The sequence below is a fragment of the Microcoleus sp. bin48.metabat.b7b8b9.023 genome (assembly GCF_013299185.1).
Classification (GTDB): Bacteria; Cyanobacteriota; Cyanobacteriia; order Cyanobacteriales; family Microcoleaceae; genus Microcoleus.
Genome location: NZ_JAAFKG010000003.1, coordinates 53,648 through 72,367, shown reverse-complemented (window position 1 = coordinate 72,367; position 18,720 = coordinate 53,648). Strand labels below are relative to the sequence as shown.

Annotated in this window: 10 protein-coding genes; 4 read left to right on the top strand and 6 right to left on the bottom strand. The window is 44.1% G+C overall.

The genetic code is table 11. The features are described from left to right. Positions 1-85: 85 nt before the first annotated feature. A complete protein-coding gene (locus QZW82_RS02670) occupies positions 86-3,715 on the top strand; it encodes a CHAT domain-containing tetratricopeptide repeat protein (protein WP_293144181.1) in 3,630 nt (1,209 codons plus the stop codon). Positions 3,716-4,372: 657 nt separating this feature from the next. Here the strand turns inward: QZW82_RS02670 and petH are convergent. Next, positions 4,373-5,581 (bottom strand): ferredoxin--NADP reductase, encoded by a 1,209-nt coding sequence (gene petH, locus QZW82_RS02665; RefSeq protein WP_293144178.1) that lies wholly within the window; start codon positions 5,579-5,581, stop codon positions 4,373-4,375. Between the two features lie 446 nt (positions 5,582-6,027). Here petH and QZW82_RS02660 point away from each other — a divergent pair, with 446 nt between their 5' ends. Then, complete coding sequence (locus tag QZW82_RS02660) at positions 6,028-6,180, top strand: hypothetical protein (protein ID WP_293144175.1); 153 nt, start codon at positions 6,028-6,030, stop codon at positions 6,178-6,180. Between the two features lie 369 nt (positions 6,181-6,549). Next, positions 6,550-7,554, top strand: coding sequence for a phosphoribulokinase (locus QZW82_RS02655; protein WP_293144172.1), 1,005 nt, complete (start codon positions 6,550-6,552; stop codon positions 7,552-7,554). 564 nt (positions 7,555-8,118) lie between these two features. Here QZW82_RS02655 and QZW82_RS02650 read toward each other — a convergent pair. The 5 genes from QZW82_RS02650 to QZW82_RS02630 all read right to left on the bottom strand — a co-directional run bounded on the left by QZW82_RS02650 (position 8,119) and on the right by QZW82_RS02630 (position 16,655). After that, on the bottom strand, positions 8,119-10,806 hold the full coding sequence (locus QZW82_RS02650; protein ID WP_293144168.1) for a non-ribosomal peptide synthetase: 2,688 nt from the start codon (positions 10,804-10,806) through the stop codon (positions 8,119-8,121). 509 nt (positions 10,807-11,315) lie between these two features. Next, a complete protein-coding gene (locus tag QZW82_RS02645) occupies positions 11,316-12,518 on the bottom strand; it encodes a restriction endonuclease (protein ID WP_293144166.1) in 1,203 nt (400 codons plus the stop codon). Between the two features lie 161 nt (positions 12,519-12,679). Beyond that, positions 12,680-14,056: an AAA family ATPase gene (locus QZW82_RS02640; RefSeq protein WP_293144163.1), complete on the bottom strand. Its 1,377-nt coding sequence runs from the start codon at positions 14,054-14,056 to the stop codon at positions 12,680-12,682. Positions 14,057-14,101: 45 nt separating this feature from the next. Beyond that, entirely contained in the window at positions 14,102-14,539 is a 438-nt protein-coding gene (locus QZW82_RS02635; protein ID WP_293144160.1) for an ASCH domain-containing protein, read from the bottom strand. A gap of 16 nt (positions 14,540-14,555) precedes the next feature. Beyond that, a complete protein-coding gene (locus QZW82_RS02630; protein WP_293144158.1) occupies positions 14,556-16,655 on the bottom strand; it encodes a GNAT family N-acetyltransferase in 2,100 nt (699 codons plus the stop codon). A gap of 292 nt (positions 16,656-16,947) precedes the next feature. Here QZW82_RS02630 and QZW82_RS02625 point away from each other — a divergent pair, with 292 nt between their 5' ends. Continuing rightward, complete coding sequence (locus QZW82_RS02625; RefSeq protein ID WP_293144155.1) at positions 16,948-18,600, top strand: FAD-dependent oxidoreductase; 1,653 nt, start codon at positions 16,948-16,950, stop codon at positions 18,598-18,600. The last annotated feature ends 120 nt before the right edge of the window (positions 18,601-18,720 follow it).

The following is an 18,720-nucleotide window of genomic DNA, read 5'->3' as shown; positions in this document are numbered from 1 at the left end:
CGTCAGGTTCGTTCACACAGTTCCTGATTTCATATGGCTGCACGGAAGCAGCAATCCTATCGTTAATAGTTCGGCGGAATGCACGATGGACGAACAGCGTCGCGAAACTGATGTTAATATGCTCCGAGCGCTGCTGGAAAATCCTGTGGACTCAGGAATAGATTTGATTTTGAGGACTGACTCAAAGTCGATCGACTTTGGGTTTGTGCAAATGCTGTACTTGGAAGAGCCGGCACTGACACGAGACAGCTTGCTCAAAGCTGCAAAATTCTTTCAAAGGACGATCGCACCCTTAGAATCTGCCAAAAGCAATGCTAAATTGCCCGGAACCGGCGCAGCATATCTGGCTTTTTTAGCAGAAGTATTGCAAGCAGTGGCGCGCAACCCTGATTCGCAGCACGTGTACGCGCTGCTGAGAAACAATTTAGACAAACTCGACCAGAATTTTGCGGATCTGCTGCGCCGTTGGGCAAATTTGGTACTCCCTACTGCCCAAGAATCAGAGGCGAGGCGCATTGCGGCCCTAATTGGCAATCTGAGCAACAAAATAGGGCGGTTTCCCCTCGGTAGCAAGGCGAATAACTTGGAAATTGAAATCGCCGGTTACGAAACCGTGGCTAAGGTGTTTACCCGCAAAGACTTTCCCCAAGAGTGGGCAGTCATGCAAAATAATCTGGGCAATGCTTATACCGATCGCCCCAAAGGCGATAAGGCTCAAAATATCGAACAAGCCATTGCTTGCTTTGTCAATGCCCTGGAAGTGCGAACTCGCGAACAGTACCCGGAACAGTGGGCGACGCTGCAAAACAATCTGGGAAACGCTTATAGCGAGCGCCTCAGGGGAGATGCGGCCGAAAATCTCGAAATTGCGATCGCCTGCTATCAAAACGCCCTACAAGTTCGCAACCGCGAAGGTTTTGGGGGAGATTGGGCAAGCACTCAAAACAATCTCGGCCGCGCTTACAGCCGCCGACTGCGCGGTGACAAAGCCCAAAATCTCGAACAGGCAGTCATTTGCTACCACAATGCCTTGCAAGTCTACAACCGCAAGATGTTTCCCCGACGCTGGGCGACGACTCAAAATAATTTAGCAAATGCTTACTATGAGTTCCTGCGGGGGAATCGGGCAGAAAATCTCGAATACGCTGTCAACTGCTACCAGAGAGCTTTACAAGTGCGGACTAAGGAAGCTTTTCCGCTGCAATGGGCGACGACTCAAAGGAATTTGGGCAGAGTGTTTATCGATCGAATTAAGGGCGAAGGAGTGGAAAATCTGGAAATGGCACTCACCTGCTTTCAAAATTCTTTGCAAGTCTACACTCGCATCAAATTTCCCGAAGCCTGGGGTTCGATCCAAACTTACCTCGGCAGGATCTACAGTCTCCGGGTGAAAGGGGAAAAAGCGGAAAATCTGGAAATGGCGATCGCCTGCTATCAAAATGCTTTGCTCTTTTGCAACCGCCAAAAAACTCCCGAACGCTGGGCAATGCTCTGTGCCTACCTCGGCCGCGCTTTCAGCCAACACGTCAAAGGCGAAAAAAACCGCAATCTCAAAAGCGCGATCGCCTGTTATCAAAATGCAGCCCAAGTCTACACCAAGCAGGCTGCTCCCCACCGCTGGGCCATGCTGCAAATTTATCTGGGCCGAGCTTTTTCGGAACTGACGGAGACGGAAAACTCGTCTCGCATCGAAAGCGCGATCGCCTGCTATCACAGTGCCGGCCAAATCTACACTCGCGAAACCTATCCCCACCGTTGGGCACAAATTTTATTTTATTTGGGTGAAGCTTACCGAAGGCGAGGCGAGTTGCTGCGCGCCTACGGCGTTTTTACTACTGCTGTCGATACTGTGGAATTCTTGCGGAGCGAAGTTGGGGTTGATGCGGCAGATTTGGGCGATCGGGGAAGTAACTCAAAAGCCAAATTAGTCAGCACCTGGAGAGGACTCTATAAATCCCTCGTACAAGTTTGCCTAGAACTCGCTCCGGGCCAGCCGGAATATTACGCTAAAGCCCTGGAATACGCTGAACGCCACAAAAATCGGAATTTGGTAGAACTCCTGGTTAAATCCCCCCTGACCCCAAAAGGCGACATTCCGGCAGCGGTACGCAGCGAGTTGGAGTCATTGCAACTGGAAATAGCCAGGGAACAGCGGCAGCAACAACACCGACAACCCGAACCCAGCACTAGCTTGATTTCTGAGGGCGACACCTCTGGTTTGAACAGCGGTTCTCTGATGCCGAACACCGATTTTATGCACTTAAATCAATTGTGGCGGCAGTTTGATGGGTTGATTGCGCGCGAGGTGCAGGCAAACGACCCTTTCTTCAGCTTAGCTCGCAAAGTTGAACCCATTACTTTCGAGCAAATTCGCCAATTGTTGCCTGATGCCAATTGCGCTGCTGTGGTGTGGGCGAGTTTGGAGGATTTGGTAGTGGCTTTTGTGGTGGTGAAGAGTGCAGAATATCCCGCCGTTCACCTCTGTGCGGCGGGAAATGCTTTAGCTGCCGAAACTTGGGCCGGAGAGTACCTCAGCGCTTATTCCGAGCAAAAAGGTCGCTGGATCAATCATCTCCCGGCTCGCCTCAAACGCTTGGCCGCGCTGTTGGAAATCGATCGAGTGGTGGCGCTGATTCCGGAAAATTGCGATCGGCTAATTGTGGTGCCGCACCGATTTTTGCACGCTTTGCCGCTCCATGCTTTGCCTTTGGGGGTGAGAGACGGGTTGGAGGACACCGGGGCAATTTTCAGATCTCATGGCGGCGATCGCAGCGGTTTCGATCTTTTGGATACGCACAACAGTTCGGATTTTTCTCACAGTTCGTCCTTTGGGGAAATTTCACCTCCTCCTGCTTATTTGATCGATCGATTTGCCGGAGGAATTCGCTATGCTCCTAGCTGCCAGCTATTGCGGTTGAGACAAATCGCGCGCAGCGCAGCTATCGGCCGCTACAGACCGAATTTGCAGCACCTGTTGGCAGTTCCCACTTTCAGCAGAGATGCGCTTTACAGCAACCTGGAAATCGGCAGTATTTCTCAAGGTTTTTCCAGTGCAGAAATTTTGCGCCAGAAGCCAGCAATTAAAGAGGCTTTTTCTCGATCGATATCTGTAAATGATGGGGATTCATCCGCGAAAATAGGACAAGTGCAGCAGAAAAAATGCGCTCACTTTGCTTGTTTGAGCGTGCTTGATTTCGCTTTCCCGCTCAAATCAGGCGTATTTGTGAGAAATGATACTATGACTTTGGAGGAAATTTTTAATTTCGATTGTCGGCAATACTTTTTAGTTACTTTATCGGCTTGCGAAATTGCAGCAGGCTCAGTCAGCGGTACAGAAGATTTTGTCGGTTTGTCCGCGGGTTTGTTGTATGCTGGCACATCTAGTGTTGTCAGCAGCCTGTGGAAAGTGAATGATGTTTCAACGCTGCTGCTGACGAGCAAGTTTTATGAAAATCTCGGGCGTTTTCCTCGATTGCAAGTGGGAGATGTGGCGCGATCGCTTGCGGAGGCTCAAAGGTGGCTGCGGGATTTGACAGGCGAGGAATTGGAGGTGTTGCTGGCGGATTTTCAGCCTCAAATTTCGCAAATGTTCGATCGGCTTTCACAAAGTTCTCGCCTGATTGCTGAAGCATCTTTACAGCAAATTCGCAACCGCAAACCCTGTCCTTTTGCCAATCCTTATCACTGGGCAGCTTTTACTGCTGCTGGAATTTAGTGAGTTGACTGTTGACTGTTGACTGTTGACTGCTGACTGTTGACTGCTGACTGTTGACTGTTGACTGTTGTCATTAATTATAGCCCAATACCCTTTACTGGTATAGCGCCCTGGGGGTAAAATCCGATGAGAAATAGATACGGAGATTGCTTCGTTCCTCTCTTCGGACTATCTTAAGTAAACCGTATTGAATTATAGCCCAGATTCCGCAGATATTTAAATAGAATTGATGGTTATGAAATTAAAAAATTCAAACCTGAAGTGTTTGCCCAGCAAGCACTTTAGGCTTTTTTGAGTTATACCATTTTTCTAAATATCCGATAGAGATCGAGGACGACAAGACATTGTAATGTATCCACTTTCCCTGTTTGCTAAAGTCTGTCATAACTTTAAAAAAATGGTATTAGCTCAAGGATTCCACAAGGGAATATATTAGGAAATATCTGTGAATTCATTTTTTTTTATGTCGTCGCAAAAATCAGACAATAATAATACCAAAATTAGAAAAGACAGGCGCAGATGTTTTTTATAAAGTGAATACATGAAAAACCTTACTCATCAAAGCCATAACTGCGGAATGCGGGCTAAAAACTGTTTCATAAAAAAATAGGGCAAGCCTAAGCTCGCCCTACAAATCAGATTAAATCAAGCTACACATTAATAAGTTTCAACGTGCCAGCGATGCTCTTTCTTCAACTGTTTTTGATAGCCAGCCCAGTCAATGCCGTGCTTGCTAGATGCAGCAGACATTCCCTGATCGATGCCGCCTTCCATGCCCTTCAAACCGCAGATGTAAGTGTGAGTTTTCGGCTTTTGAACCAATTCCCACAGTTGGTCTGCGTTCTCTTGAATCCGGTTTTGAATATACATCTTGCCGCCTTCTGCACTCTTTTGCTCGCGGCTGATGGCATAAGTCAATCGGAAATTATCGGGGAATTCGCGCTGCAATTGCTCCAACTCTTCTTTATAAAGAATGTTGGGAGTATAAGCAACTCCAAAGAACAGCCAAGCTAAACCTTTGAATTTGTAATCGGGATTGTTTTCTTTAAACATCCGCCACAAATAAGCGCGGAAAGGAGCAATACCCGTACCAGTAGCCATCATAATCACGGTGGCATCTTCGTCATCGGGCAAGAGCATTTCCTTGCCTACCGGCCCGGTGATTTTGACATCAGCCCCTGGTTCCAAACCGGTGAGAAAAGTCGAACAAACGCCGAACACTTTTTCGCCACTGTTCGGATCGTTGTACTCTAGTCGGCGGACGCACAGAGATATAGTTTTGTCATCTACATCGTCGCCGTGACGGGTGGAGGCGATCGAGTAAAGCCGAATTTTGTGAGGTTTACCGTTTTTATCAGTCCCATCGGGAATAATCCCGATACTTTGACCTTCTAGATAGTGCAACTTGCCTCCAGAAATGTCAAATTTGACGTGACGGACTGTACCATCGCCGCCTTCTCTGACCAATTCTTCTGTAGAAATACACTTGCCAATATAGGGATTGGCCGGCTTGTAGAGGTTAACAGGAACCTGAACTTTTTCCTTTGCTTGAGTCATGGGCTTAGTTTTTTCTCCAGATTTCTGACTCTGTAGCCCTGCTTCTGGTGCGACTTTGCCATTAGTAGTTTCGGGAGCGCCGTTTGAGGGGCGGATGCTGACGATTTTGCCACCCATGCGAGCAATTCTCCGCATTTCCTGATTCATGCGATCGTAAGGCACGGAGATAAAGACGCTGCCACTACGGCGAATCGGGTGATTTGTTTCGTCAGTTGCTGTACTCTGACGCATACCCTCCACTTCGTAAACAAAGATGCGGCTGCCTGATTCTGAGTTGGCCGCTACACCAGATATGCTTGGGCTGTACATTTGTTGCTTGTCCTTCACGATACAGAGTTATAAAGAAAGAGAATGTGACGTTAGACTCAATTTACTTTTTTCTTAAGGCCACCTGGACTAATTTGCCCGCGCGAATCTTTGGGCCTCGCCGCGCAGGCGGGAGTGTCAAGTTGAGATCGCTCTGCCTCTAATTCCCGATTAGCCGATCGCCGCCCTTGGCCTCGCCCGGCTGCATTCAGGTGATGACCTATAGCTATTGTTGTCTGCGTACTGCCAATATTTTACCCGATCGGGGGATCTGCCCCGATAACTCGTTCTGATTTGAGGAGAGGGGGAGAGGAGGAGAGAGGGAGAGAGGCGGAGATGAGGAGAGGGAGAGGGGAATACGGCTCAAGAAATATACAACTTAAATGCTGTCTTGCTGAAAGCAAGATTTAGCTGTACAGGCGGGAATCCCCAGCCCATAATCAAAGATTATGGGCTGGGATGGCAGCCGCGCGGATAGTGAGGAGCGATCCTCTCACCGCGATGTTGGGCACAGCCAACTAGCATTCTTAAAGATGGCAACGAGACAAGCACTCCGCAGTAATAATTCTGGTAAAATGCTGGCATCTTCGATCGCAGAATAACAATCTAGGTCTAGATAGAAAATATTTCATGTGACAAGTGGGGCTGGACGTGTTCCTCACTATAAAATGCCGTAGAGGGAAACAATTGGAGTACCTCGAAGGAAGATCTTGATATCCTTGACCGGACTCAGATGCCTACAACATACCGCTTGCGGTTGGTGTGGGAGCGTCACTATTAATTTCTTGCCTTGAAGATTTCTTGGGTCTTCCCGGGCAGGCAGTCAACTGACTGCTGTATGCTGGTGAGTGCTCGATCCTCTCGGGGTAGCAAACCCGCAGAAAGCCTGCTTGTAGCTACCTGCGGGCTGAAATTTTTTGGAATCTAGACTTCAGTTACTTAGTAAACAGTGATTTTGTTAGAGGGAAACTATGACCAGTAAGCCGGATCGCGTGGTTTTAATTGGCGTTGCCGGAGACTCCGGATGCGGAAAATCTACTTTTTTGCGCCGATTGACAGATTTGTTCGGGGAAGATTTCGTGACTGTAATCTGCCTTGACGACTATCATTGTCTCGATCGCAAGCAACGCAAGGAAACAGGGATTACCGCCCTTGACCCCAGAGCGAACAATTTTGACCTGATGGCCGAGCAAATGAAAGCGCTCAAAGAAGGTCGGGGAATAGACAAGCCGATTTACAACCACGAAACCGGTCTGCTCGATCCTCCTGAGCGGGTAGAGCCGAATCACGTGATTGTGATTGAGGGGTTACACCCCCTTTACGATGAGCGAGTCAGAAATCTCCTCGACTTCAGCGTCTACCTCGACATCAGCGACGAAGTAAAAATTGCTTGGAAAATCCAGCGCGACATGGCGGAACGGGGCCACCGTTACGAAGACGTGTTGTTTGCAATCAATGCTCGCAAACCGGATTTCACAGCCTACATCGACCCACAAAAGCAATATGCTGACGTGGTAATTCAAGTATTGCCGACCAACTTGATCAAAGATGACAAAGAACGGAAGGTTCTGCGCGTCCAAATGATCCAGCGCGAAGGTATCGCTAACTTTGAACCTGCGTATTTGTTTGACGAAGGTTCAACAATTAACTGGATTCCTTGCGGTCGCAAACTGACTTGTTCCTATCCCGGAATTAAGATGTACTACGGCCCAGATGCTTTCTACGGCCACGAAGTCTCGATTTTGGAAGTAGACGGTCAGTTCGAGAATCTCGAAGAAGTGATTTACATCGAAAGCCACTTGAGCAAGACTTCTGCGAAATACGAAGGCGAGTTGACTCACCTGTTACTCCAACACCGCGAATATCCTGGTTCCAACAATGGCACAGGTTTGTTCCAAGTATTGGTCGGATTGAAGATGCGGGCGACTTACGAGAAGTTGACTGCAAAAGAATCAAAAGTTGCTGTTAGTGTTTAGAACTCTGGCATGAAAGATTTGAGAGGCGCGAGTGCGCCTCTTTTTTTGTGAGTGAAATGAACGGTAAACCGCGCTTGTGTTGACTGTTGACTGTTGACTGTTGACTGTTGTAGCAACGAAATTAAACCGCTTATGCTGGAGGGGTCAGAAATCTATTCATGAGTTTATTTCTGTCCTAACCGATGTGGAGGTTGCTGTACAATTCATTTCAGAAATACCGGAATTTCAAAAAATGCTTGTATTGCGTATGAAATCTTTAGATGAGATTCGCAAAAAAGCGTTAACCGAAGCATATTGAGTTAGGGTAGAGTGTTTAGAAATAGAGAGTTTAAAAATGTTTTGCAGGCTCGATCGAGGGAAGTTCTACGTTCTTGATTTATCTATAGCGGTTTTCCCAAAGATGAGGTCTTCACGAATTTATTAACTATTCCCCAATCCGACAATCCCCGAATCCTCGAATCCCTTAATCTCAAATCTAAAATCTAAGTTGTACCTCATCTTTCCGATCGCCGCAATAAGTTCGATGTCACCCTGACTGAATATAGATTAAGAATGCCAAAAACTTTAGTGGTGCACCATTCCCTCTTCCAGCAATAGCTTGATTTGGTTGCCGATCGCCCCGACATTGGGTTCCTGTAAAATACTTAGATGGTCTCCAGGTACATCGTAAATGGTCATACCGTCTTTGAGATAAGGTTTCCAGCCTAGATCCGGATCGAGACTGACACTTAGGCCATCTTGAGAATCGAGCGCTCTAAACATAACGACTTTGCCAGCATAGGGTTTTGGCAGGTAAGCTCGTTCTGCTTGCTCAATTATCTTCTCTGTCATCAAATAGTCTGTGGTGTAAGACATTGACTCTGTAGGTTCTTTCACCTTAATGTTTTGCCCGATCGTCTTGCGGGCCAGCATTGTCATTTTGTCTGTAACTGTCGTTATTTTATCGACGACACTACTGAGGATGTAACCTATACCCTGCTTAGCAATTTTTTGGGCATGGAAGCGCAGCCGCTGCTGAATGGGTAATGGCTTGTAGGCAGAGGGCAACATCGAATCAAACATCACAACTAACGCTGTTTCCTGTCCTTTAGCTGCCAATTTTTGAGCTACCTCAAAAGCAACAATACCTCCAAATGACAAACCACCCAAATAATAGGGGCCTTCTGGTTGTACCTTCACAAGTTCATTGATGTAATAGTCTGCGATCGCCTCAACTTGATTGACTGGCCCATTCACGCCATCTTTAGCAATGGCAATTAAGCCATATATCGGCCGATCTAGGCCCAAATATGGAATTAACGGATGATAAATAGACACTCCTTCAAACAGAAATAGTGGTGTCTGAGAACCCTTCGGTTGAATCTCAACTAAGGAAAGGCTTTGGTTGGGGATATTGCCTTGACGTAGAATGTTGGCTAATTGTTTGATGGTTGGGGCTTGGAAGATAATCGATAGTGGCCAACTCTGCTGGAACTTTTCATCAATTTTGTCAGCTAAGCGAGCTGCTAACAGGGATGTACCGCCTAAATCCATGAAATTATCGGTAGTACCGATCGGCTTAATACTGAGTACCTGCTCCCAAATTTTGACAAGTTGAGATTCTAGCCCATCAATAGGCAACACAATTTCACCCTGCTGAAGCATATCAGCAATCTGCGGTTCTGGGAATGCACGACGATCGACTTTACCATTGGGGGTCATGGGGAAGCTCTCCATCACTACAACCGCTGCCGGAATCATGTATGCCGGTAGCTTTGTTTGTAGAAAACTACGCAATGCAGATACCTGAGTTGGTTGTCCGTGCTTCGGAATGATATATGCCACTAAGCGCTTTTCACCGGGTACATCTTCCCGTGCCAAAACTATACCTTGCTCCACAGATGGGTACTGTTCCAAATAGGTTTCAATCTCTAGTAACTCAATCCGAAAACCTCGAATTTTTACTTGAAAATCGATGCGACCAATAAACTCCAACGTTCCATTGGGTAAATAGCGGGCAGTATCCCCTGTTGTGTAAAGTTTGGCTCCAGGTCGATCGCTCAATGGATTAGGAATAAACTTACTTGCAGTGCGTTCTGCCAAATTGAGATATCCCCTTGCAAGCCCTGGGCCGCCAATATACAGTTCTCCAACATCGCCATCTGGTACAGGATTTAGGTTTTCATCCAGAATGTAAATTTGGCTGTTGGGAAGAGGGCGACCGATCGGAATGTCTGCTTCACTACTGAGATCGTAACCTTCAGCGATCGGGTCAAAAATGGTGGCAGTCACCGTAGTTTCAGTCGGCCCATAGGTATTGAGCCAACGAGGATATTCCCCAACCAATTGTCGCCATTCACCATACAGAGCGCGAGAGGCTTTTTCTCCGCCCACAATCACCAATCTCACATCTGGAGGCATGGGAACATTTAGCAATGAGAGTCCGCTGACGAGGCCGTGCCAAAAAGCAGTTGGCAAGTCCAGAATAGTAATGCGTTCTTGCTCAATAAATTCGAGAAATTTGCGGGTAGAGCTAATACACTCTTCAGTTCGCAGCACGATTGTTGCACCACTTACCAAGGATGGAAAAACTTCCTCAATGATGATGTCAAAGCTCATGCTAGAGAATTGAAGTACCCGATCGCCCGATCCAAGATTAAATGCCTGTGCGATCGCCTTGCTGTGGTGAACCATGCCTCGGTGAGCAATCATTACACCCTTGGGATTTCCGGTCGAACCAGAGGTATAAATAACGTAAGCCAAATCCTCGGGCGTTCTCAGCAGAGACAAATTTTCAGTGCTGTAGGGCGCGATATCGTGCCAGCCTGTATCTGGACAAATCACGCGAGCATCGTGTTCGGGCAAAAATTCAACCAGATCCTGTTGAATCAAAATGAATCGCACAGCGGCGTCTCGTAACTTGTACGCTCGACGTTCGTGGGGATAGGCTGGGTCGATCGGCACATAGGCCGCCCCAGCCTTCATCACCCCTAAAAAGCAAATCACCATTTCCATGCACCGATTCATACAGATAGCAATCAGTTCATCCGGTTGCACTCCTAGTGCTTGAAGGTAATGGGCGAGCTGGTTGGCGCGTTGATTTAAGGCATCATAGGTTAATTCTTGCCCTTGAAATGACAGGGCGATCGCATCAGGAGTCTGCTTAACCTGTGCTTCAAACCATTGATGAATAGTCACATAGTCAGATGGAGTTAGATCGAGTTGAGAGTCCTCGACAGAGGAAATATCCTGACTGTGTAATGGAAGATCCATACAAACATCGTCAGTAGTTTTTAGTGAATCAGTTTCCTTGTTGGGTAAGTACCCATCACGACTCGTCAAAACATCTTGAGAATTGATCATATTTTTGATTTAAGTAGAGCGAGGGAGGTTAAGAGAGGCACCCTAGGGAAAATTCCTTGTCGCCCATTGATCCAGATCACAGCTTTTTGTGGATTGCTTATTTAGCAGTCTCGAAACTGTCACATTGCAGTAATAATACGTATATTACGGCGCGAATCAATGCGGTTTTGGGGAACGGAAGTTGTTTCTGGATAATTACTTTTTGTCTTGTTTTAATTATACGGCTTATTAATTGATTTGGTGTATATCGAGACTGTTTTGGAAATCATCTCATGAGCGATCGGGGGCGATCGCAGTAAACAAGCAAAGCACTTTAGCTACCTTACTCCTTCAGTAGAGCTAAACTGCTTTGCCTGTAAGTATTTCAGCTATTTACATTTTTTTGTATGCCTTAAAAATTTGTACCTTTACTTAAGTTGTCACCAATAGGAGACGGTGCTGGGAAGTAGAGAGGTTAAGAATATTTTTCCGGCTTCATTGAGATCGTCATTTAGGGAAAAGTTTAGACTGCGAACTCGCAGATAGCCATTTTTTATGTCTAGTGGCTGTTTGAGGTCTTGCGGGTAGATGAGAATTGCATTGTTACACTTTACTGCATTGGCGTAGGCAACTATTTGATGGCGATCTCCACTGTCTACCCGATCGGGAGCTTTGTATTTGGTATCGAGGACGTATTGGACTGTACCTGTTGCTATGTCGCACAGGAGTAAGTCAATGCGATCGAAATAGTTTTGGTCATGTGTAACTAGGTGTTGTTGCTTGACAAAAAAGCCTTTTGGTGTATTTGCTGTGAGCCATTGGGCGACAAATTGTTCGTATAACTTCGCCATGTCTATGAGAAAAGGTAGCATTTGGCGATCGCCAGTTTCGTGACTCGGCCCAGTATTCTCCAGAAAGAAGCGACAGAGGGCGTGTAATATTTGATAATCTTGATTGAGACGGTGATAAGTGCGATCGAGACAAGCTTCAGGTTTAAAAGATGTTAGAGTAACAAATCCTTGAAGTGCATGAAAGGCTTTTCGCACCCTTGATGAGACAGATTCGCTGCACAAACCGCTGCGCCCAATGATAAAAAGTGTCCAAGCCAGAATTTGATTGTCTTCGATATCGCCTGTTTGTTCGTTATAGTGACATTTTAGTTTAACTTCCCAAGGTTTTTGCACAGCTTCCCGCACATCAATGCGGCCGCGAATATAGGAAAGTTTTTCTGTTTTGGGTAAGTAATCGCGATACAATCCTTTCCGACAGCGTTCTAAGATTTTATGGGCAAGGATGTTAGCTAATCGTTCATATACTTGTTCCAAAGATTCGCACTCAATCTGTCCCTTAGGAAAATTTATATTAAGTTCGTAGGCATAGTCAAGCATTCCAAAGATATTGTTTATGGGAACCTTTGGGCGGATGGCAATATGAAATTCGGGAGTAATTGGAATATTGCCAACTCTACCTTTAGATTTTAAGTGCCATTGATATTTTGTTTTAGGGTTGGGAAATTCTATGTCGATTTCCTTGTCATAATTCTGGAGTATTTTTTCTCCTACTAATTCGGGGATTAAATTTCGTTGAAAAGTTGCTAATTGATATTCTGTAAGTTCGATGATTTGGGGTGATTCTCGTTTCATAGAAATACGGTTTAGTTAGTGGTTGTCATTGCGAGGAACGAAGCAATCGCAAACACCATCATGTCATTGCGAGGCACGAAGCAATCGCAAAGCCTTGAGATTGCGGAGCGCAGTGAACAATGACATTGTTTATTTTTGTCCATGTATTTAGCATTAGATTATCACTTGCTAAATTTGTCCTTGATTTTATACCAGCAAAATTCATCCATTTTTTCCTGGTTGTCAAAGAAGTATTCTTCGAGGTATGGCTCAATTTCCATTTGCCAAATATCTTGGATATCTTCAGCTAAAGTTTTTGTCAAAAAGAAGGAGATGCCTAGTTCATAGTGTTTGTTGTTAATTGCCCGATTGACATTTTCGAGAATGCTAGTTAATTTATCAACTGGGAAACCTGTTTTCTCTCTCTGGTGATATTGTCGCAGCACTTCATAGTTGGGATAGACGGGAATGAATGCGAAACGGCGGCGGAGTGCGTTATCGACTAAGGCAATAGAACGGTCTGCGGTGTTCATTGTGCCGATAATGCGGACATTTGTCGGGATTCTGAATAGTTGGCCGCTGGCTAGTTTAACAGTGCGATCGCGATCGTCAAGCAAATACATTAACTCTCCAAATACCTGAGATAAATTTGCACGATTAATTTCATCAATAATGAGAACACAAGTGTCTTCACAGGCTTCGGCTTTTTCGCAGAATTGTAGGAATCTACCGGGAACTATGGGATAAGTTAATTCCCCATCTTGACTTTGCGGGCGGATGCCTTGAATAAAGTCTTCATAAGTATAAGCTGGATGAAATTGGATCGTGTCTGAAAAGCCGTCACCGCCGCCGATTAAGTGTTTTGCTAGTTTTTGGGCAAGGAAGGTTTTTCCGGTTCCGGGCGGGCCTTGGATGATGGCTTGGCCTTTGCGGTTAATGTTGTGTATCCATTGGGTTAGTTGGGTTTCGGTGAAGCCAGTTTCTTCGACACATTGAGTCATGGAATATTCCGGCTGGAGTTCTAGTGTTTTAAAAGCGGTATTAAACTCTATCGCTTCAGATGATGAGGTTTCTTTAAGACCAAAATCATACTTTTTAACGGCTACAAGCCAATGACAAAACATATCAAATAAATCTTCGTCTCGAAGGGATGGAGCACCAGTCTGGTGCATATCTTTAGCCAATTCTTGAATAAGGTTGTGTCCTATAATGTTAATGCTCGGATAGTCTATCAGTTCTTGGGAGTATAAAGTATCGGTAAAATAGTTGATAACTGATATAGACTTGTTGTTAAGACATAAAAATTGATGAGGTCGTAAATAATGAAGGATAGTAGTCAGCATTCCTGTATTGACATAAGGAAAAATTTCAAGCAGTACGGCTTCTATCACATCTTCTTCTGAGTTAGTGGCAGTGGCTATCGCTTCAAATTTTCTACGTCCCTGCTGACGCCGATCCTCGTAAGTAGCTTTATGATGCAACCCATCAGGAGTGTATGGATATGAACTAACAAATTCTTGAAATAACCTGACGAATTCAGCTTTTTTTTTCGCAAGCATACTGCTCTTGCCAACTATTAATTACTACATTATTCTACCAAATATTTATCTTGAACATTCTCCTAAAGACTTGACTATTCTCAACTGTTTATCGGTCATATAACGATAACTCTGTGGTGGTTTAAGCTCAGGTAAATTTTTTCTTAAACGGTGTAATTCTACTGGTTCCCTAAACCTATGAATATCTTTAAAAAAAATTCCTATTCCTTTTGATGTACCTTGATAATAATCATTAAATTGCCCCTTTGAGATGCCTGCTTTGTCTTTAACTTCCTCCCAAAGTTCTCTAGGTGGTTTTTCCATAATAGAATCCACTTTAAATGAACCAAATACAGCTTTGATCGGTGAGGAAACATAAATTAATACTAAATCGCCTTCGTTCAATAATCGAGGGCGGACGCGCCGCAATTCAACAGTCTTATTACTATCGAATATTTTGTTTGCGTATTCCGGTCGAATAGATAATAGTAAGATACTTGACATCGTTACAATCCTTTATTTAGGTCACAGTTCCTTCATTATATATGATTGCGAATTGTTCCTTTGAAATCTTAAATAAACTTTGAACAGTTGTTTTATTTCCAAGTATTTCCCGAAGCCTATTTAACGTCAGTCGTTTAGTGAAAATATTGGTATAGCTAAATCTGATAGCCATAATATCTTCATCGGGTTGGTCTTTTGCTAGAGTCATTAAATGTTTTAACTCGTATACACCTAAGTGGCGGAACTGTCTATATAGTTTTTCAGGTTTGTCTATGATAACTTCATCTAACCTAGAGCAAGCTTTAACCTCTTGTGTGCCAGTAAATGCTCTATCGGAGCTAACATACCATAAAATTCTACCAATAACACCAGGTTTTAGACTGCCATTATTGCACTTATAGTACACCTGTTCACGTCTGAGCGCTAGATCAGTTTGAGATTCCAAGATGTACTGACGAGCCAATTCTTTGTCGAACAAATCTTTTGCCCATATGGGTTGAATAGGAATAATGAATGTAGGCAAATCAGCATTAATGACTTTAGCAGGCCAAAGATGGCGTTCTATCTCTGATATAGTCTTTATGTCTTGAGTAGATTGACTGATGGTAAGAGTTTCTGCAAGCTGAATGCAAAAATTATATTCCGATCCCATCTTACCTAATTTATCAAGGTATTTAGATAGTTCTGCTGATGTTTTTGCAATATCAAGATTCGCCTTTAAATACCCGTTATCAACTCTAACAAAAGCATCTTCTTGAATAGCTTGTAAAACAGTTTCTTCCAGATATGGATCAATAATTCTGGTAAATTCTCGCTTTTCATCGGCTGAGAGTGATATAGAATAAAAAACCAAGTAGCGTGCGAATGTCGCCGCTATAGCGCCGGGAATAACTCGCATAATTGTCACTTTTAGTTCCTTAGCTTGGTCTCGCTCAAAAACAATTAAAGCAAGGGGTTTATTTTCATTGTCTAAAAAAACATAACTTTGAAACTTGTCGGAATTAGCAATAATGTGACGTAGTCGTTGTTTAAATTCTCCCTCTTTTTCGCCCTTTTCACTAGCATTGAAACCATCAAGTAGTCGAGATTCTTCTAATCTCTGAATGAGTTTCATCTTTATAAATGTACCTGCCAAGCGTACAGGTTGATATTCAACATTTCTGCGAATATCATCTAATTTTAAAATTAAATTTGTTGGGCTGATTACTTCCAATGTGAACTTTTTATAAATTTCATCAGCTAAATTCAAGACTTCTATGTTGCGAGTGACAAAAACTTGAGCATCAGAAGCGATGGTTAGAGCTAACTGATTGATTAGGGATATATCGTCAGTTGAAGCTTGTTTGCAAAACACTTCATTAAGAGTATTTAAAATACCTTCTATTCTCGTTTTGTTATGTACTAACTGAGTAAAACCATTGGCAAGCAAACGCTTACTATCTCTTAAGTTAGCAGAATCAATTTTGTTTATTGATTTAAATATTTCATCAGTAATGCATAACTCCAAGTCATCCTGCAACCAATCAGCGAGCAGAGAATCAGATTCTGTAGTTTTAAGCTCTTCATCTCCGTGCAATTCAAAGAAAACGCTGGTATCAATGACTGCACAAAGTTTAGATTCAAGCTTCTGATTAGCAGCATAAGAAAATATGGTAGGATGATAGTGTTCTAGCCACCAAATTGTAAGAAGTTTACCATCCTTACTGTTGCCTGTCTTTTCATCTAAGGGAACAAAGCCTAATTTATACCACATCCCGTCTATTCCATAGTCTCGGCGGCATTTAAGCTCAATTCTATAAAAATCCTGAGTTTTTTGACTTAAGTAATTGACTAGCTTTTTAGCAACATCTTTGCCACGGCATGACGGATTGACACAGAGATGAACAATAACAATTGCGTGCTTTCGGATCACCTTCCGGTATAGTAGATACCCAATGCAATTTTTATCGGAATCAATAGCCACAAGGATCGTGCGCTTGATTGCATATTCGATAAAAGCATCTCTTGGTAATAAGCCTAGAGTTTTTTTATGGGCATCACCTAGTGCTATAACGGTTTGCAAATGAGGAGATGTATGGTCAATTGCTTCGATCGTTATCTGTATATTTTTTGTCATTTTGTTACGCTTCCCTCTATTTTATAACGTCGTTGCATGATTAGACACTATTGAGCAAACTCACGATCGCCCTTTTATGCCTACCACGTAGTATCACATTACCAGTAAATTCGTGAGTCAGAGAGTCAGAAGTGCGATCGCCTCCACTGCGGCTACTTGCCTTCTCAAACCACAAGCGCGCAGCCAAACAAATGCGAAACTTGTGCCGAAATTACCTAAACGTGATATATTCAACTCCGTAAACCCTGAACAGCGCTTTCAGGTATGCCAAAATTATTAACGAGTCAACTAAATGCCCTTTACTTTCAAGAAATTAGCCGCCATTGCAATCTTCTTCGTAGCCGTAAAAATTTTAGTTGACTCTCCGCACTTCCAACAAGCTGCTAATGACATCACACACAGAAACCCAGCCAGCGCCACATCAGATACCGAAACTATCCGGCAAAAATCCAGCAGCCCGCCCGCAGCAGAACCCCACAAATCACCGGATCAAAAGTTTGATGTAGTAGTATATGGCGATGAAGTGCCGGGGATATGTGCAGCTATCTGGGCAAAGAAAACCCTAGGTGAAAAGGGCAAAGTTGCTGTTGTGCGATCGAATCATGAAACCGCAATGTTAGGCGGCGTACTCACTCGCGGCGGTTTAGGTTACGTCGATTTAGATAAAATCCCAGATTGGTACAACCAACCCTACGCCCAATGTTTCCGGGAATTCCTCGACAAAGCCAACGTGCCCGAATCTTGCTTGGAACCAAAAACAGCAGATAAAGCACTCAAAGATATGCTTTCAGCAGCCGGAGTTAAAGTTATTTCCAACTCGACTCTCACTCCCCACGTAGTCGATAAAAAAATTGAATATGCCGAAGTAAAAGGCAGTGGCATCAAAATCAAAGCTAACTCTTTCATTGACGTAACTCAAGATGCCGAACTCGCAGTCAAAGCCGGGTTATCTTATTATACAGGATATGAATCGCAAAATATTAAATCCAAAAATGAAACCTTAGCGATATCTATAGTTCCGACAATTACGGGCCTGACGATATCCGATCTCCGTAGAATGGAAGATGAGATTCTTTACAACACGCCTTTAGTAGAAAAGATTAAAACAAGTATTACCAAATATAAAGATGATGCGAGTGCCGAATTTTGGATGAGGAATTTTTTAAGCCCGATTTATCAGGCATATCGAGACGGCTACAATATTAGAAGTGTAGCTTTGGGAGCGGCATATCATGTTGATAGAAATCTGCCCTTTACTCAAGATAAAGGCTTCTTTTTTGACAAGGCAAATATTTGCGTTTATAAGGATAATTCCATGTCGTGGAACGGCTTTCTGTTTAAATATCAAGTTGACCAACTAATGAAGATGGAAGCTAACGACAGAAAACCGACTCCTGAGATGCTAAAAGAAATGTCATATCTGCAAGAATGGCTGCAAAAAAAATCGGGTAAAGATGTGAGAGTATTTATCCCTGATGAAGTTTACATCAGACAAACTTTGAACGTTCGGGATGTGGTGGCGCCGCTAAGTGGGAAGGAGATTATCAAAGGAGGAACCGAGGCCGAAAAGTCGATCGGCAGTTTTTCCTATGATTTCGACTTGCGGGGCGGAGTCAAGGATTTGGAATCGAGAATTCCGCCACTGCCAACCTATAATTTTGGGATAGAGAGCGCTTTGGCTAGTAAAGTGAGTAATTTGGCGATCGTAGGGCGATCGTCCGGTTATGTCGGGATGGCGGTATCAGTCGGGCGAATTGCGACGGTGAATATTTATCAAGGACAAGGTGTGGGCGTGGCGGCGGGTTTGGCTAGCAAGTTGGGAGTGCCGCTGAATACGATTACTTCGAGTAAAACGAGAGAAACTTTAGAGACTTTAACGGGGAAAACTACATATTTGTCGGGGAGAGATACGAGTTATGGGGTGGATTATAAAGAGGTGAAATAGATATTAAGAGGATTTTACCACAGAGACCGCAGAGAACACAGAGAGGAGAAAGATCAGAGAATTTTCCACAACATCCAAAACTCTCATAACACTCTTCCCTCTGCGCCCTCTGCGCCCTCT

What these genes read in the sequence shown, in the direction of transcription:
- QZW82_RS02670 (WP_293144181.1), top strand. Translation starts at nt 86, where the DNA reads ATGGACGAACAGCGTCGCGAAACTGATGTTAATATGCTCCGAGCGCTG.
- petH (WP_293144178.1), bottom strand. Translation starts at nt 5,581, where the DNA reads ATGTACAGCCCAAGCATATCTGGTGTAGCGGCCAACTCAGAATCAGGC.
- QZW82_RS02660 (WP_293144175.1), top strand. Translation starts at nt 6,028, where the DNA reads ATGGGCTGGGATGGCAGCCGCGCGGATAGTGAGGAGCGATCCTCTCAC.
- QZW82_RS02655 (WP_293144172.1), top strand. Translation starts at nt 6,550, where the DNA reads ATGACCAGTAAGCCGGATCGCGTGGTTTTAATTGGCGTTGCCGGAGAC.
- QZW82_RS02650 (WP_293144168.1), bottom strand. Translation starts at nt 10,806, where the DNA reads ATGGATCTTCCATTACACAGTCAGGATATTTCCTCTGTCGAGGACTCT.
- QZW82_RS02645 (WP_293144166.1), bottom strand. Translation starts at nt 12,518, where the DNA reads ATGAAACGAGAATCACCCCAAATCATCGAACTTACAGAATATCAATTA.
- QZW82_RS02640 (WP_293144163.1), bottom strand. Translation starts at nt 14,056, where the DNA reads ATGCTTGCGAAAAAAAAAGCTGAATTCGTCAGGTTATTTCAAGAATTT.
- QZW82_RS02635 (WP_293144160.1), bottom strand. Translation starts at nt 14,539, where the DNA reads ATGTCAAGTATCTTACTATTATCTATTCGACCGGAATACGCAAACAAA.
- QZW82_RS02630 (WP_293144158.1), bottom strand. Translation starts at nt 16,655, where the DNA reads ATGACAAAAAATATACAGATAACGATCGAAGCAATTGACCATACATCT.
- QZW82_RS02625 (WP_293144155.1), top strand. Translation starts at nt 16,948, where the DNA reads ATGCCCTTTACTTTCAAGAAATTAGCCGCCATTGCAATCTTCTTCGTA.